The organism is Desmonostoc muscorum LEGE 12446 (assembly GCF_015207005.2).
GTDB lineage: Bacteria > Cyanobacteriota > Cyanobacteriia > Cyanobacteriales > Nostocaceae > Nostoc > Nostoc muscorum.
The window spans coordinates 5,241,960-5,257,950 of sequence record NZ_JADEXS020000001.1 but is presented as its reverse complement, the minus strand read 5'-3'; the positions used below and the strand labels follow the sequence as shown (position 1 = coordinate 5,257,950).

Annotated in this window: 10 protein-coding genes; 4 read left to right on the top strand and 6 right to left on the bottom strand. The window is 42.1% G+C overall.

Translation table 11 applies throughout. From position 1 onward, the window contains the following. The first annotated feature begins 247 nt into the window (after positions 1-247). Together IQ276_RS22435 and IQ276_RS22430 are read left to right on the top strand one after the other, a co-directional pair. Positions 248-3,331, top strand: a complete 3,084-nt coding sequence (locus IQ276_RS22435; RefSeq protein WP_193914586.1) for a beta strand repeat-containing protein — start codon at positions 248-250, stop codon at positions 3,329-3,331. Positions 3,332-4,396: 1,065 nt separating this feature from the next. Next, entirely contained in the window at positions 4,397-6,940 is a 2,544-nt protein-coding gene (locus IQ276_RS22430; protein ID WP_193914588.1) for a beta strand repeat-containing protein, read from the top strand. Positions 6,941-7,085: 145 nt separating this feature from the next. On the opposite strand, the gene IQ276_RS22425 is transcribed toward IQ276_RS22430, so the two are convergent. Continuing rightward, positions 7,086-8,132: a 3-deoxy-7-phosphoheptulonate synthase gene (locus tag IQ276_RS22425; RefSeq protein WP_193914591.1), complete on the bottom strand. Its 1,047-nt coding sequence runs from the start codon at positions 8,130-8,132 to the stop codon at positions 7,086-7,088. Positions 8,133-8,565: 433 nt separating this feature from the next. On the opposite strand from IQ276_RS22425, the gene IQ276_RS22420 reads away from it, so the two are divergent. Then, positions 8,566-9,111, top strand: a complete 546-nt coding sequence (locus IQ276_RS22420) for a GNAT family N-acetyltransferase (protein ID WP_235115879.1) — start codon at positions 8,566-8,568, stop codon at positions 9,109-9,111. Here the strand turns inward: IQ276_RS22420 and IQ276_RS22415 are convergent. The 3 genes from IQ276_RS22415 to IQ276_RS22405 all read right to left on the bottom strand — a co-directional run bounded on the left by IQ276_RS22415 (position 9,052) and on the right by IQ276_RS22405 (position 11,959). Next, the gene (locus tag IQ276_RS22415; RefSeq protein ID WP_193914594.1) at positions 9,052-9,840 is read right to left on the bottom strand and encodes an SDR family oxidoreductase; all 789 of its coding nucleotides are present in this window, start codon (positions 9,838-9,840) and stop codon (positions 9,052-9,054) included. The genes IQ276_RS22420 and IQ276_RS22415 overlap by 60 nt on opposite strands. A gap of 18 nt (positions 9,841-9,858) precedes the next feature. Continuing rightward, positions 9,859-10,680 (bottom strand): NADPH-dependent oxidoreductase, encoded by an 822-nt coding sequence (locus IQ276_RS22410; RefSeq protein ID WP_193914595.1) that lies wholly within the window; start codon positions 10,678-10,680, stop codon positions 9,859-9,861. A 169-nt stretch (positions 10,681-10,849) separates the two neighbouring features. Next, the gene (locus IQ276_RS22405) at positions 10,850-11,959 is read right to left on the bottom strand and encodes a sulfonate ABC transporter substrate-binding protein (RefSeq protein WP_193914596.1); all 1,110 of its coding nucleotides are present in this window, start codon (positions 11,957-11,959) and stop codon (positions 10,850-10,852) included. Between the two features lie 787 nt (positions 11,960-12,746). On the opposite strand from IQ276_RS22405, the gene ltrA reads away from it, so the two are divergent. Continuing rightward, the gene (gene ltrA, locus IQ276_RS22400) at positions 12,747-14,525 is read left to right on the top strand and encodes a group II intron reverse transcriptase/maturase (protein ID WP_193914597.1); all 1,779 of its coding nucleotides are present in this window, start codon (positions 12,747-12,749) and stop codon (positions 14,523-14,525) included. Between the two features lie 388 nt (positions 14,526-14,913). Here ltrA and IQ276_RS41390 read toward each other — a convergent pair whose 3' ends face one another. Together IQ276_RS41390 and bioD are read right to left on the bottom strand one after the other, a co-directional pair. After that, positions 14,914-15,078 carry a DUF8639 family protein gene (locus tag IQ276_RS41390; RefSeq protein WP_507236631.1) on the bottom strand — a complete coding sequence of 55 codons (165 nt, stop codon included), beginning with the start codon at positions 15,076-15,078 and terminating at the stop codon, positions 14,914-14,916. A gap of 24 nt (positions 15,079-15,102) precedes the next feature. Beyond that, positions 15,103-15,777 (bottom strand): dethiobiotin synthase, encoded by a 675-nt coding sequence (gene bioD / locus IQ276_RS22395; RefSeq protein WP_190876040.1) that lies wholly within the window; start codon positions 15,775-15,777, stop codon positions 15,103-15,105. Between the last annotated feature and the right edge of the window lie 214 nt (positions 15,778-15,991).

The following is a 15,991-nucleotide window of genomic DNA, read 5'->3' as shown; positions in this document are numbered from 1 at the left end:
TGTACTTCATAACAGCAGGAAGCGCTGTATCCCTTATTTTGCGCCATGTCAAGTGTTCTCTACTTTCGCTAGTAAGACTTATGCATTGACAAACCAACTAAATTTTGTACAGTGCTTAAGACTTAGATATAGCGGTGTGCAGTTGAGTGAGATAGAAAAGCTGAAATGATTTGTGCCCTCAAATAGCACTAACTCGATTATTGACAACTGAAGTTACTCCAAAAATCAATTCAATCAGGTAAAAGTTATGGCGATTATCATTGGAACCAGCGGTAACGATACCCTAGAGGGCGTTTCTGATTTCTACGATTACTACGACACCCTAACTGGTGGCGGTGGTAACGATATATTTCTTGACAACGAGGACTCAGGCTACATTAATACGATCACCGATTTCGGTGGAATAGGTAAAGGAACAAACCCCACAGCAGCAGTCATTGCCGAAGTGGACACTCTGGTATTCCAAGGTGCTGGGTTAACTGCCGAAAATTTGCTCCTTACCCAGAATGGCAACAATCTGGAAATTAGCTTTCAAGGCGATCTCGGTAGCAAACTCATCCTGGAAAACTTTGCTCTGGAAAACCTAGATAACCTGAGCAAATCCACTGGAGCCACTGTAGACTTGGGCAATATTATATTTGATGGGGAAACTACCATCACCGACAGCTTTGATGTCTTCAATGCCAACTCCACTCAAAGCACTGTCTTTAGAAAAAATACAGTCACCTTCCTAAACGACCTCTCAAACAATGTTAGTGGCTTTGAAAATTCAAATGATGTCATCAATGGTCAGGGAGGTGATGACATTATTAATGGCTTAAGTGGCAATGACATACTCAGGGGTGGTGCGGGCAATAATACCCTCAACGGTGGTGTTGGTGACGATAAGTTGAATGTTGACTCCCCCTCAAGCAATAATCTGCTCAATGGAGAAGATGGCAATGATTTACTGAGAGCGTCCGGCCAATACTCCTACAATTCTTACCAACCAGGCTACGATAATCCCTCTTTAGGGAATAATACCCTCAACGGTGGTGCAGGTGATGACACTTTGGATGCTAGCGGTTCATTCGGCGATAACCTCCTAGATGGGGGCGATGGCAATGATTCTCTAGACATCTCTGGGTATGCAAGGAGTGAGCAATACACATCGTCTAACTCTCGCTCAGATGGGAATAACACCCTCAATGGTGGTGCAGGTGATGATGTCTTGAGTGGTAGTGGTTCAAATGGCGATAACCTCCTAGATGGAGGCGATGGCAATGATTCTCTAGACATCTCTGGCTTTATTTACCAATACTATGACTCTTACTTCAACTCTACCTCTTTAGGCAATAACCTCCTAGATGGCGGCGATGGCAATGATACTCTGAGTGCCTCTGGCGCCGAGGGTAATAATACCCTCAACGGTGGTGATGGCAATGATATCCTCACAACTGGCAATGGCGATGATAGCCTCATAGGTGGCGGTGGTCGGGATATTTTTGTTTACAACGGCTTAGCCTACAGCACGTTCGGTGATACCACTGGTATTAATACTGGCACTGATACAATCACCGATTTCCGTGGAGTAGGTAAAGGAACAAACCCCACAGCAGAAGTCATTGCCGAAGTCGATACTCTGATATTCCAGGATTCTAGTGGCTTCACTGCCGACAATTTGCTCCTCACCCAGAATGGCACAAGCTTGTCAATCGGCTTTGAAGGGTATGGCAATACTGCATTCATCCTGGAAAACTTCGCCCTGGAAAACCTGGATAACCTCAGCAAATCCACTGGAGCCACTGTAGACTTGGGCAATATCCTGTTTTATGGTCAAACTACCATCACGGACAGCTTTGATGTCTTCAATGCCAACTCCACCCAAAGCACTGTCTTTAGAAGAAACACAGTCACCTTCCTCAACGACCTCGATAACAATGTTAGTGGATTTGAAAATTCAAATGATGTCATCAATGGTCAGGGAGGTGATGACATTATTGATGGCTTAAGCGGTAATGACATACTCAGGGGTGGCGATGGCAACGATAGTCTCAACGGTGGTGATGGCAATGATACTCTCAATGGTGGCGATGGCAACGATAGTCTCAACGGTGGCGATGGCAATGATATTCTCAGTACTGGCATTGGCAATAACACCCTCAATGCAGGAAATGGGGATGATTTGTTAAATTTCTACTCCTTATCTACATCAGTGACTCAAACAGTAGATGGGGGAGCAGGTAAAGACAGTTTGTCTATCAATTATGCCAGTGCTACCACAGGAATTACTTCGATTTTCGATACGACTACTGGTACTGGAGCAATTTCTACGACGGCAGGCACAACAGTGTTTAGCTACAAGAGTATCGAACAATTAAATATCACAGGTACAGACTACGATGATTATCTTGTGGGAAGCAATGCTAATGATACGCTCAGCTCAGCCAATGGTAACGATACACTAGATGGCGGGGCTGGTGCAGATTTGTTGGATATTAGTCTTTCAACAGGGGATAACCTCCTCAATGGAGGCGATGGCGATGATTCTTTACAGGCCTTGAGTTACATTTACGACGAATTCGGAAATTATGTTTATCGTGCCGTATCTGGCGATAACACCCTCAACGGTGGTGTTGGTAATGATACATTGAATATTTCCGCTTCAACAGGCAATAATCTATTAGATGGGGGCGATGGTAACGATTTTCTCTCTGTCTATTCCTATTCCTACGGTGGTAATAACACCCTCAACGGTGGTGTTGGTAACGATACATTGAATGTTTCCAGTTCAACAGGCAATAATCTATTAGATGGGGGCGATGGTAATGACTCTCTGATAGCTACGACTTACGGCTCAGATAATAGCACCCTCATCGGTGGCAATGGCGATGATAGCCTCATCGGTGACAATGGCGATGATAGCCTCACAGGTGGCAATGACAGGGATACCCTCAACGGTGGTTGGGACAATGATATCCTCATCGGTGGAAACGGTAATGATCAGCTCTATGGGGAAGATGGGATTGATACCTTTGTTTTCAATAGTTTCACCGAAGGTCGTGATCAGATTTATGACTTCAGTGCTAATGAAGTAATTCAGGTGTCGGCTGCTGGTTTTGGTGGCGGTTTATCAGCCGGTGTACTTTTAGCTAGTCAGTTTCTACGTATAGGTGGTGGGTCTACACCACCTGCAGCAGCAACCACTAGCACCCAGCGATTTATTTATAACTCATACAGTGGTGCATTGTACTTTGACCAAGATGGCAATGGCACTGCCTTTAGTCAAGTACAAATTGCACAAATATTTGGTGGGTTCTCGTTAACCAACAACAATATTGTGGTTGTTTAAGGCTAATTAGAATTCCATCGCATAGCAGCAACCAAGATCATAAATCTTAAAAATGCGAGGTGTTGAAAATAGCGCTTCGCATTTTATTGCTTAGTACAGTGAATTTAACGTGAGTTCGACGAACCTCTCCCTGCCTTGAACTAAAGTTCAAGTCTGTCCCTCTCCGATTCGGAGAGGGACGGTTTTGCGTAGTAAAACCAGGGAGAGGTTTTCTGATTGAGCTTAGAATATGAGCCATCGAATTCACGTTGAATTTAATAAACCCAGGCGATCGCATTCGAGCCGATATGGTAGTATGCTCTCGGTGGAAGTGAAAAATGCCGATGATGTTGGGTAAGCGATCGCCTACTTGTTTTCGCTCTCGTAACATCACTTCTGCTGGGAATCTAGCAAATAATTTGACTATCAAAATATAAAGAATGCACAAAGTTCAGTACTCCTAGATACATTTAACGGCAAATAATATGAAGACTCTGCAAAGATGTTTCTGAAAAGATAGACATCTAAGTAAATATTCGGTAGTTATTTATTGTCAGGTTATTTAGATGTTTCCTATTTTCCAGGTAGATATTCAAGGGCGATACCTACGGCGGCAAGCTACGCTCACAACCAGTGCATAAAAATTCTTATTTTATGCCATGTTCAGATGTTCTCTCTTTTCCAACTAGTAAGATTTATGCATTGACAAACCAACTAAATCTTGTACAGTGCTTAAGACTTAGATAGTCCTCAATACTTGGATAAGTTATGCTTGCAAGCCAATTAACGCTCTTTTATTACTCTCGTCAGATAAAATTTGAAACCCTATTTTTGCGTTAGTCCGCGCAGGCGGACGAGAGTTTGTGTAGCCGCGATTTCTAATCGCTTGGATTATTCTCTTTCCAGAGTCATAAAAGAGCGTTAAAGGGGAAATCTTCAATGAAAAATTGGCGACTTTATCTAAAGACTGAAAAAAGTATGCCCAAAGCTTCAACTTTTGGCAATTTATTTGTGCCCTCAAACAGCACTAACTCGATTATTGACAACTGAAGTTACTCCAAAAATGGACTCAGGTAGGAAAAATTTATGGCAAATATCATTGGAACCGCAGGCAACGATACTCTACAGGGCATTATTTACGATTATGAGTTTGACACCCTAACTGGTGGAGGTGGTAACGATATATTTGTTTACGACTTTTACAACGGAAGTGGACAGCCATATACAATCACTGATTTTGGTGGCGTCGGTAAAGGCACAAATCCCTCAGCAGCAGTCATTGCTGAAGTCGATACTATCAAATTCATTGGTGGATTGACTGCACGAAATCTGGTACTCACCCAGAATGGCACAAACTTGGAAATTGGCTTTGAAGGGATAGGAGGTTATGAGCTTGGATCTAGTTTTGAAGAGATAACTAAAGTCATCCTGCAAAACTTTGCCTTGGAAAATCTAGATAACCTCACCAAATCTACTGGAGCCACTGTAAACTCAGGCAATATTCTATTTCATGAGCAAAGCAGTATTCAAGACAGTTTTGATGTTTTCAATGCTAACTCCACCCAAAGCACTGTCTTTAGAAAAAACACAGTCACTTTCCTCAACGACCTCTCAAACAATGTCAAGGGTTTTGACAACTCAGATGATGTCATCAATGGTCAGGGAGGTGACGACATCATCAACGGCTTAAGCGGTAACGACTTGCTGCGGGGTGGTACTGGCAACGATACTCTCATTGGTGGTGTGGGCAATGATACTCTTGTTGCTGGTACGAGGAGTGACTTCAATGCTGATAATTCAGAAGGCGATAACCTCCTCGATGGAGGCGATGGCAATGATACTCTCTTCGCCTCTGGCTACCAGTACTACCGCCTACTCTACACAGAAGACAAGGACCTGCGATCTAAAGGAAATAATACCCTCAACGGTGGTGCTGGTAACGATACCTTGAGTGCTAGCGGCTCAACAGGCAATAACCTCCTTTTTGGTGGCGATGGCAATGATACCCTCTCCATCTCTGGCTATTCTCAATCAACTTACCTCGACGACTACTTCAACTCTGTCTCCTTAGGCAATAACACCCTCAATGGTGGCGATGGTGACGATACCTTGAGTGCTAGCGGTTCAAAAGGCGATAATTTACTCTCTGGGGGTAATGGTAATGATTCCCTCTCCATCTCTGGCAGTGAAGGCCAGTACTCATATGAAGGCTATTACTCCTCTTCTGACTCTCGCTCATATGGCAATAACACGCTCAACGGTGGTGTAGGTGATGATGCCTTGAGTGCTAGTGGTTCAAAAGGCAATAACTTACTCTCTGGGGACGATGGCAATGATACTCTCTCTGTCTCTGGCGGTTTGAGAATATATGACGACTATTATGGCGGCTCCGAGGAGGACTCTACCTCCTTAGGCAATAACACACTTAACGGTGGTGCAGGGAATGATAACTTGAGTGCTAGCGGTTCAACCGGCGATAACTTACTCTCCGGGGGCGATGGCAATGATACTCTCTCCGTCTCTGGCTACACGAATAGTTATGGCACGAGCACATACGACTCTCGCTCCTTAGGCAATAACACGCTTAACGGTGGTGCAGGGAATGATAACTTGAGTGCTATCGGTTCAGCAGGCAATAACCTCTTGGATGGGGGTGATGGCAATGATTTTCTCACGATTGACGCCAACTACCGTATCCCATATGACTCTCCCTCCTTAGGCAATAACACTCTCAACGGTGGTGCTGGTAATGACACATTGAATATTGACTATTCATCAGGCGATAATCTACTTGATGGAGGTAATGGTAATGATATTCTCTCTGGCTTGCACACATCAGGCAATAGCACGCTCAACGGTAGTGCTGGTAATGACACGTTGAATATTGGCTATTCATCAGGCGATAATCTACTCGATGGAAGTAATGGTAATGATTATCTCTCTGCTTCTGGCTTGCAGATATCAGGCAATAACACGCTCAACGGTGGTGCTGGTAATGACACATTGAATATTGAAGATTCATCAGGCGATAATCTACTTGATGGAGGCAATGGTAATGATTATCTCTCTGCCTCTGCCTTCCAGAACGACTACAACATTGGCAATATTGGCGCATCAGGCAATAACACGCTCAACGGTGGTGCTGGTAATGATACATTGAATATTGATGATTCATCAGGCGATAATCTACTTGATGGAGGCAATGGTGATGATATTCTCTCTGCCTCTGGCGCTTCTGGCGAGAACATCCTCAACGGTGGTAATGGCGATGATATCCTCACAGGTGGCAAAGGTAATGATAGCCTAATTGGAGGAAGCGGTACTGATACTTTTGTTTTCAGTAGTTTCAATGAAGGTGTTGATCAGATTTATGACTTCAACGCCACTAATGAACTAATTCAGGTGTCGGCTGCTGGTTTTGGCGGCGGTTTATCAGCAGGTGTACTTTTAGCTAGTCAGTTTACACTTGGAACATCTGCAACCACTAGCAGTGAACGATTTATTTATAACTCCACTACAGGTGGATTGTTCTTTGACCAAGATGGCAGTGCAGGCGCATTTGCTCAGGTACAGTTTGCTTTAGTTACTGCTGGGTTGTCATTAACCAACAACAATTTTGTGGTTGTTTAATCGTGATTAACGCTCTATCACTCTAAGCAGAGAAAATAGAAAATCGTCGGGGGATGAGGCAGGTAAGGAAGAAATTTTTCTTTCTCCTCTCCCCCATGAAGACAATTTTTGAATACTTAATTTGGATTCCAGTCTAGTAAACAAGTTACTTAAGTTTTTCGTGGGCGGCCAAAATAATTTTCTCTGTTTCTTCCCAGTTAATACATTTGTCAGTTACAGAAACACCATATTTTAATTCTTCTTTTTTCCCAGTCATTGGCTGATTACCTTCATATATATTCGATTCCAGCATCATGCCAACTATTGATGTGTTACCATCCAATATTTGCTCGATAATATTTTCCAAAACGGCAGCTTGTAATTTGTAGTCTTTATTTGTATTGCCGTGGCTACAATCGATGACAATTCTTGGTGGTAAATTTGCCTCTTTTAATTTATTTTCCACTACGCTGACGCTTGCTACATCAAAGTTGGGCTGATTACCACCTCTTAAAATAACATGACCGTAGGCATTACCTTTGGTTTGAAATACGCTGACTTGTCCGTTTTGATTAATTCCCAGAAAATTATGAGGGTTTCTAGCTGATTGTAGGGCATTCAAAGCTACTTGAATATTGCCGTCGGTGCCGTTTTTAAAACCCACAGGCATGGAAAGTCCGCTTGCCATTTCCCGATGAGTTTGTGATTCGGTGGTGCGTGCGCCAATGGCAGACCATGTAATCAGTTCACTAATGTATTGAGGGATGATTGGGTCTAGGGCTTCTGTGCCAGCAGGTAATCCCAATTCTGTAATTTGTAATAATAGCTGGCGTGCAATTAATAATCCATTTTCTACATGAAAAGAATCATCCATGTCTGGGTCGTTAATTAATCCTTTCCAGCCTACGGTTGTTCTGGGTTTTTCAAAGTAAACTCGCATAATTAGTAGCAGTTTATCTTGGACTTTCTCGGCCAATACTTTCAATCTTTGGGAATATTCGATCGCTGCTTTGGGATCGTGGATTGAACAGGGACCAACTACGATGAATTTTCGGCGATCGCGAAAATCTAAAATATCTTCTATTTCCTCTCTATACTTTAAAACTGTTTGTTCTGCTAATTGAGTTAATGGTAATCTTGATTTAATTTCATTGGGAGTTAAAAGAACGCGATCGTTCTCGATGTTAGCATTAAATAATTGGTGGTTGTGCATCGGGATGCTCTCTTTTATGTTATTGTGTTTCTGAGTGGAATGTAATATACACATTTTAAATCAAAAATACAAGATAAGTTGATATTTTGTCTGGGAAAATTTATAATCAAACTTGATGATAGCGAACGAATTACTGTTATGAATATTTGACTTGATTCTAATATCGCTGTTTTCGATTGTGTGAAATCCAGGATAAATGCACAGTTATGCACAGGTGTAAAATTATGCCAAAACATTCAGATAAAATTTTGGGTGTTGCTGATTTCATATATGAAAACGATTGTGCATGATATCAAAATCCTTGTAGAGAGACGTTGCTTATTATCGCAGATAGAGTCTTTGAGATCATATCCTGACGGCAAGAGAACTCTGTAAACGCTTGTGCAGTGACTCCTGAATATGATTAAGAAATATTGTTTTTGCTCGATTGATTATGTATCTAGAGGTGTTATCTGCTTCAATCGATGAGAAACCACTCATCCAACGGATGATGGAGCTTTATCAGTATGACTTTTCAGAGTTTGAAGATCAAGACCTCAATGATCATGGTTACTTTGGATACCCTTATCTTGATTATTACTGGATTGAAGGCGATCGCTACCCGTTCATTGTGCGAGTAGGCAAAAAGCTTGCTGGATTTGTTTTAGTGAATCAGTTCACATACATTCCAGACAGTCAATATTCTATTGCAGAGTTTTTTATCTTACGGAAATATAGGCAACAAGGAATTGGTAAATTGGTTGCTTCTCAAGTCTTCGACCGATTTTGTGGCAAGTGGGAGATTTATCAAATTACCACAAATACAGTCGCTCAAAAATTTTGGCGCAGTGTGATTGCAGAGTACACAACAGGGAAATTTACAGAAATGGTAATCAACGATCGCGATCGCCAAGGAATAATTCAATATTTCGACAACACGTCAAAATGTTCCTTGAATAATTCCGCCATCTACTTGCAACATGACTCCATTCACAAATGAGGCTGCTGGCGAACTCAAAAATACCGCAACATTGGCAAACTCTTCTGGTGTCCCCATGCGACCTAAAGGAATTTTCCCATTGATTTTGGCAATTTCTGCTTCTTTTGTTTCGCCACTTTTAGTCATCTGTGCGTTGATTAATTCTTCTACTCGTTCTGTATATGTCCAACCCGGTAAAATGCTATTAACGCGAATTTGATCGCTACCCAATTCTTGACTAAGAGTTTTAGTTAAACCAATCACCGCTAATCGAATGGAATTAGACAATACAAGGTTTTGGACTGGTTGTTTGGTTGAGGTTGAAGTGATGGTTAGAATCGCTGGTGTGGTAGATTGGCGCAAGTGAGGTAAGGCGTACTTCACCAAACGGACTACACTCAGCAAAGTCAAGTTAAGCGAAGTTTCCCAAGTTGCCAAATCAATATCATCAAAAGTGCCAGCGGGTGGTCCTCCGGCGTTGGTAACAAGGATATCCAACCCGCCAAACTTCTCCACTGTGGCATTAATTACCCGTTCAATATCTTGTTGATTGGTAACATCTGCACGCAGAGATAGCACTTCTGTATCTGTTTCACTGGTAATTTCCGCAGCAGCTTTGTCAATTGACTCACTGCGGGCGCAGATGGCAACTTTTGCACCCTCACGGGCAAATTGCCTTGCTGTAGCTTTGCCCAAACCTTTACTAGCAGCTGTTACTAAGGCGACTTTGCCACGGAGTTGCAAATCCATAATTTTGATGTTTCTTGTTTACAGTAACTTGAAGCCCAGGTTATTCAGAACTTGCCGCAAGCGATCGCGTCCTCTCAATGACTCGACAGTTGCAATCCGCCCGGATGAGTGTTCTGACCAATCACCAGCAACATTCATCTGTTGTTCAGTATAGAACTCTTTGATAATGTTATTGTAATGAGCGATCGCTTCATCTTGTTCTGCCAATTTATAAGTTTCCCGGTGCAGCACAGCTGATTGTGGTAATCGTGGCTTAATTGCAGCATTCACTTCCGGATTCGGATAGCCTACACACAAGCCAAATACAGCATACACAGAGGAGGGCAAATTCAAGATTGCTGCTACCTCTTCTGGGTGGTTGCGGATTCCACCGATATATACTGTTCCCAAACCCAGGGACTCAGCTGCTACTGTGGCATTTTGGGCTGCCAATGTGGCATCAACCGTTGCCATAACAAACATTTCCAAATATTCCAAACCATCATGAGATATACCGCGACTGTCAGCAACGTAAGTCAGACGTGCTAAATCTGCTAACCACACCAAAAATAAAGGTGCTTGTCGGATGTGTGCTTGATTTCCCGCTAGCTTGGATAACTCATCTTTGCGTTCTTGACTTTCGACTGCTACCACACTCCAGGTTTGTAAATTCGAGGAAGTAGATGCAGATTGGGCGGCTGCAACTAGCAACTCCAGAGTTCCGGCTGGTAAAGGATCGGATAGATAAGCACGAATCGAACGGTGAGATAGTAGTGATGTCAGAGAATCATTCCATTCAATTTCGGGATTGAAGGGAATTTCACCGTAACGCGATCGCAGTAATTCTGTAGGATTAGTCATAATTAATTCTCCGATTCAAAATTTCAAAAGGCAACAGGCTTGCGAAAGTCTCTTGGTGTTGGTGTTTTACCATCAGTTTACGTGCTAACCTAGCTGGCAACTGCTATAAATTAGGAGTTGGATTTTTTTGAGATTCTGAATTCTGACTCCTGAATTCTGAATTCTTCTTCTAGATTTTTGGTGAAAATGCAGCATATTGTTCTTTTGTTAACACTCCATCTCTGACATTCACCTGTTTAGGAATCAACTTTAACTGATAATATGTATCAGCTACTTGTTGTTGTAAATTTATCAGATCATCATTAATTGGTACAATCCCAAATGTCCGCCTATTAGTAGCTTTTCTCATAGTTTCTATGTCAATTCCTAACACAGATGATAGAGTTTGTGCTACTTCTTCTCGGTGCTGTTTCGCCCATTCTTCTAGCTGTTGAATTTCCTCCAGTACTGCCTTGACAACTTGAGGATTTTCAGTTACAAATTTCCGGGTTGTTAAATAATATCCCCCCTGCTTATTAATTCCCGTTCCGTCAATCAGGACTCTAGCTTTAGTTGCTTCTTGAGCAGCTGCATAGAACGGGTCCCAAATTACCCAAGCATCTATGCTACCCTTAACAAATGCAGCACGAGCATCAGCTGGCGGCAAATATTTAGGCTCAATTTCACTATATTTCACTCCAGCTTTTTCTAAAGCTTGGACTAACAACAAATGGGCGCTAGACCCTTTTTGAAAAGCAATTTTTTTACCTTTCAGGTCACTCACTTTTTGAATTGCAGAATTCTGGGGAACAAGAATTGCTGAACCCGCAGGACTAGAAGCAATACCAGCGACATAAGTTAATGATGCTCCTGCTGCTTGGGCAAATATCGGCGGTGATTCTCCGACATGTCCAAAGTCAATACTACCCACATTCATAGCTTCAAGCAATTGTGGCCCAGCAGGAAATTCAATCCATTCTACAGATATACCGTCTGGTGACAAACGCTTTTCTAAAACACCTTTATTTTTCAATAAAATATTCGATTTTTGATACCCAAATCGCACTAATGTTGCTTTGCTAGAAGCAGAATTCGCCACAGATGTAGCACTAGGATTCGGAGAATTAACAGTCGATGTTGATGAACAAGCAGCAAATAGCAAGCTCAAACAAAGACTGCTAACAAAAGCCCCCGCTATTGGTAAAGAAGAGAATAATTTATTTTGGTTGTTAAATGAATTCCTGATTTTGATCAAGGACATCCACTTGGCGATTAAGCGGCGAAAGATTTGGTTAACCATTAAAATCATCCCTTTGAGCTATATTAATACTATATATCTATAGGGTTGCCGTAGTATACTCATTGGGTATGGGGGGTTCAGCTGGGATAGCTGCAAGTGCGATTCGTTCTGGAGAAACCCAATATCTGGGAGGATTCCAGGCTTCAGTAGAGTAACTCCACCAGGAGTTGAGTCCGCACTTTAATCCTCTACTGATGACAACTTGATACCCATATAGGTGAGGTGAAATTTTCAACCAAGTCCTATCACCCTGGTGCGGGGTTGAAAGCACGTAAACTACCAGAAAATGGTAGCCCCTACTGAGGAGACTGACTATCTCGCTCTGTAAAGCGGGGACGAAAGCGGTTAATGGTGATAATTGCTGAAAACACCAACCGCAAGCAAGAGTTCACGGGGAGAACAAACAAAATGTCGTTGAGCCATCGTCATATCTCACCAAGGGATATAAGCTTTTGTTTCGGACACACTTTGGTTCGGAAATAACCGAAAGGGTAAGGACTGTTAGGTTCTTGCAACCGAAACAGCGCACTTCCTAGACCCCCGGTGGATAGGCATCCCCTAAAGACTCAAAACAATGGATATCAGGAACGAAGTAAACCAAATTATAACTCCTGTGGTGGTCGATACATAGGTAGGCGGTCAGGCTAAAAGTTTTATTTGGGAGGGATGGGTTAAGAAGCAAACGCCCAAACCGAAGTAACGGTTAAAGCCCCAAAAGGGATGGAGTAACGTCCGGGATAAGCAAACGTAACCCGCAATGTGCATAGAGCTAGGGGTGTAAGTAGCAATGAATACGCCTAAGTCAGATTCAATTGAGAATACTGAGGGATGGAGAAATATAAATTGGCGCAAAGTCGAGAAATACGTCTTCAAGTTGCAAAAACGCATCTACGCCGCTTCGCGTTGTGGTGATATCAAGCGAGTCCGTAAACTTCAGCGAATTTTAATGAGGTCTTGGTCGAATAGGGTACTAGCGGTAAGAAGGGTAACGCAAGATAACCAAGGTAAAAAGACGGCAGGAGTGGATGGGGTAAAATCCTTATCCCCAGAAGCACGTCTCAACCTAGCAAAAGGGCTAAGAATAAATGGTAAATCCAAACCCACACGTAGAATTTGGATACCTAAACCAGGGAAAACTGAAAAACGCCCGCTTTCAATACCCACTATGTTTGACCGCGCCCTACAAGCCGTAGTCAAAACTACCTTAGACCCAGAATGGGAGGCTCGATTTGAGGCATCCAGCTACGGGTTTCGACAAGGCAGGTCATGCCACGATGCCATTAAACATATCAAAAACTGCATAGTATCAAAAGCCAAATTTGTACTAGATGCAGATATTTCGCAATGTTTTGACCGCATTGATCAGAAAGCATTACTTTTGAAACTAAACATGAAGGGAAAAGTTAAGCAACAAATAAAAGCTTGGCTTAATTCTGGAGTAATAGATTCAGGAGAACTGATAGCTACAAATTCTGGCACACCCCAAGGTGGGGTAATTTCGCCATTATTAGCTAACATTGCTTTACATGGTTTAGAAGACCTGATTAATCAAGAATTTCCTGCTAATAAAAGTGGGAAGGTAAGAGGGTCAAAAACCAAATTCGGCTATAAAATCTGCCAACCGACCTTCATTAGGTATGCGGACGATTTCATAGTTTTACACGAATCACGAGCGGTCATTAATCGGTGTGAGGAAATCATCAGAATTTGGCTCAAAGGTATTGGCTTAGAACTGAAACCAGAAAAGACCCGTGTAGCACATACACTGCACCCAGATTTAAGTGAAGATGGTCAAGCAGGATTTGATTTTCTGGGACACCATATTCAGCATAAAAAAGTGGGTAAATACCGAGAAAACAAAAATAGTTTCGGTACTCGTCTTGGTTTCATTACCCTTATTACCCCTTCAAAAAAGGCGATTGATGCTCACAAAAATAAGATGAAAAGCATCATCATAAAATGTAAGTCACGTTCTCAAGCAGAACTAATTAAAGAACTTAACCCTATTATTAGGGGATGGGCTACATTTTATAGAGTTTCAGACGCTGGAACTGTTGGGGATTTCGCCCGGTTAGATAGAATAACTTATCTTCGTCTAAGAAGATGGGCTAAAAGACAAACCGGAAGTATTTATCACGGTCATCAAAAGTATTGGCATACCATAGGTGACAACCATTGGGTATTCACAACTAGACCAGATAGTAACGGATTAAAGTTATTATCACATATCGAATTTCACTCCAGTGTTAACGATTATGTAAAAGTTAGAGGTGATAAAAGTCCTTATGATGATGACACTATCTACTGGAGTTTAAGGTTAAGTAATCATCCAAATTTACCTACTACTAAAAGGAACCTCCTTAAGCAACAGAAAGGTAAATGTATGGGATGTGGCTTAAATTTTCTTGAAGGTGATTTATTGGAGATTGACCACATCAAACCCCTGAGTTGTGGAGGTAAAAAAGAATGGAACAATCTTCAATTACTGCACCGTCATTGCCACAATGTTAAAACTGCTACTGATGGTAGTCAGAAGTCCCTCCGTGACAATAGGGAAACACATTGAGTAGCCGTGTGAAGGGACAACTTTCATGCACGGTTTCGGATGGGAGGGGTGGAACAGTAATGTTCCCCTCGACCCTAACAATGGGGTGCGTTGTCAAGTGAGGTACACCTGTAGGGGAGCATAGTTATGCATTGGTGTCAACTTAAAAAGATAAAGCCCAAATTTGTTGGGTGTAAGCGTCAATCTTAAGGGTGACGCTTACGCCTTGCTTTAAGACTTGTATCAATTTACGTGTAGTAAGGGTTGAGAAATGTAGCAAGATCCTGAAGGGGAACCCAACACCCGAAGACCTCGGTATTGTTGGGTTTCACACACGGTAAGCCCAACCTACATCTATTTTTCTCTCCCCAGGTGATAGAAGAGGGCTAATCCAAACAGCTTTTGACCCTTAATAGTCACTGTCAGCCACACAAATTCCTTTACATTTAATACCGTTTGTAGCGGTGCGCTGACAATGAGAACATAGAACTTTTTCGCTTTCTGTTTCTTGATTTGTCTTTATACTATTGCTTGTCTGTAATTTGTCGTTGTCGCTTTGGAGTTCTACAGTCATAAGAATGGAAGAATTTTTTGCGATTTACATTAGTGTTTCTAAATCTAAATCTGATGCTATTTGAGCAAGTTTATCTAAATCAGTGGGATTCTCTAGATAAGGTAAGCAGCCTAAAACTGGCGTGTTAGTTAATGATTGAATCAATTGGTGTGGTGTCCAGTCGGCTATCTCTGCATCGGAACGGGGTTGGACGCAGTTCAACACAATGCCTACCAGATGCACCCGCGATTGTCTAGCTAATGCGACATTGGCCACTGCTTGAGCGATCGCTCCTAATCTCACTGGTACTACCAATACCGTTGGTAAACGCCATTCTGCGGCTAAATCAGCTACCGTTAATTCGTCCGTGACTGGCGAACCCAAGCCACCCAAGGCTTCTACCAGCAGAAAATCACGCTGCGATCGCAATTTAGACAAAGTTTGCCACACCAGTGCTAAATCTACTCGGCGATTTTCTCGTGCTGCGGCGATGGGAGGAGCTAAGGGTGCTTGAAAATACAAAGGTGTAATTTCTTCGGGAGATTGTTCTAGGGTGAATAGATTTTGGTACAATTCGCGATCGCCAATCCCCGATTGAATTGGTTTCATGATTCCCCAGCTACGCTGCGGGTAATATTTTTGCCAATAAGCTGCTAACGCTGTGGTTAAAACAGTTTTACCAGCCTCCGTATCAGTTCCAGTAATCAGTAGTGTCTTCAACAATTTGTATAATACTAGTTATTTAATAAATTATCCGGACGCATCATAAATATACAGTAGTTTTTATTTATTTTCACCACATCTGTTGTTATTTGAGTTTGATCGCCAAACTTTACTTAATATTGGCTTGTTTTTTCATTATTAGTTATTAGTGATCAGAAAAAACACTAATAACTAATAATTTATTTTAGGACGATTTCGACAATTACATTCA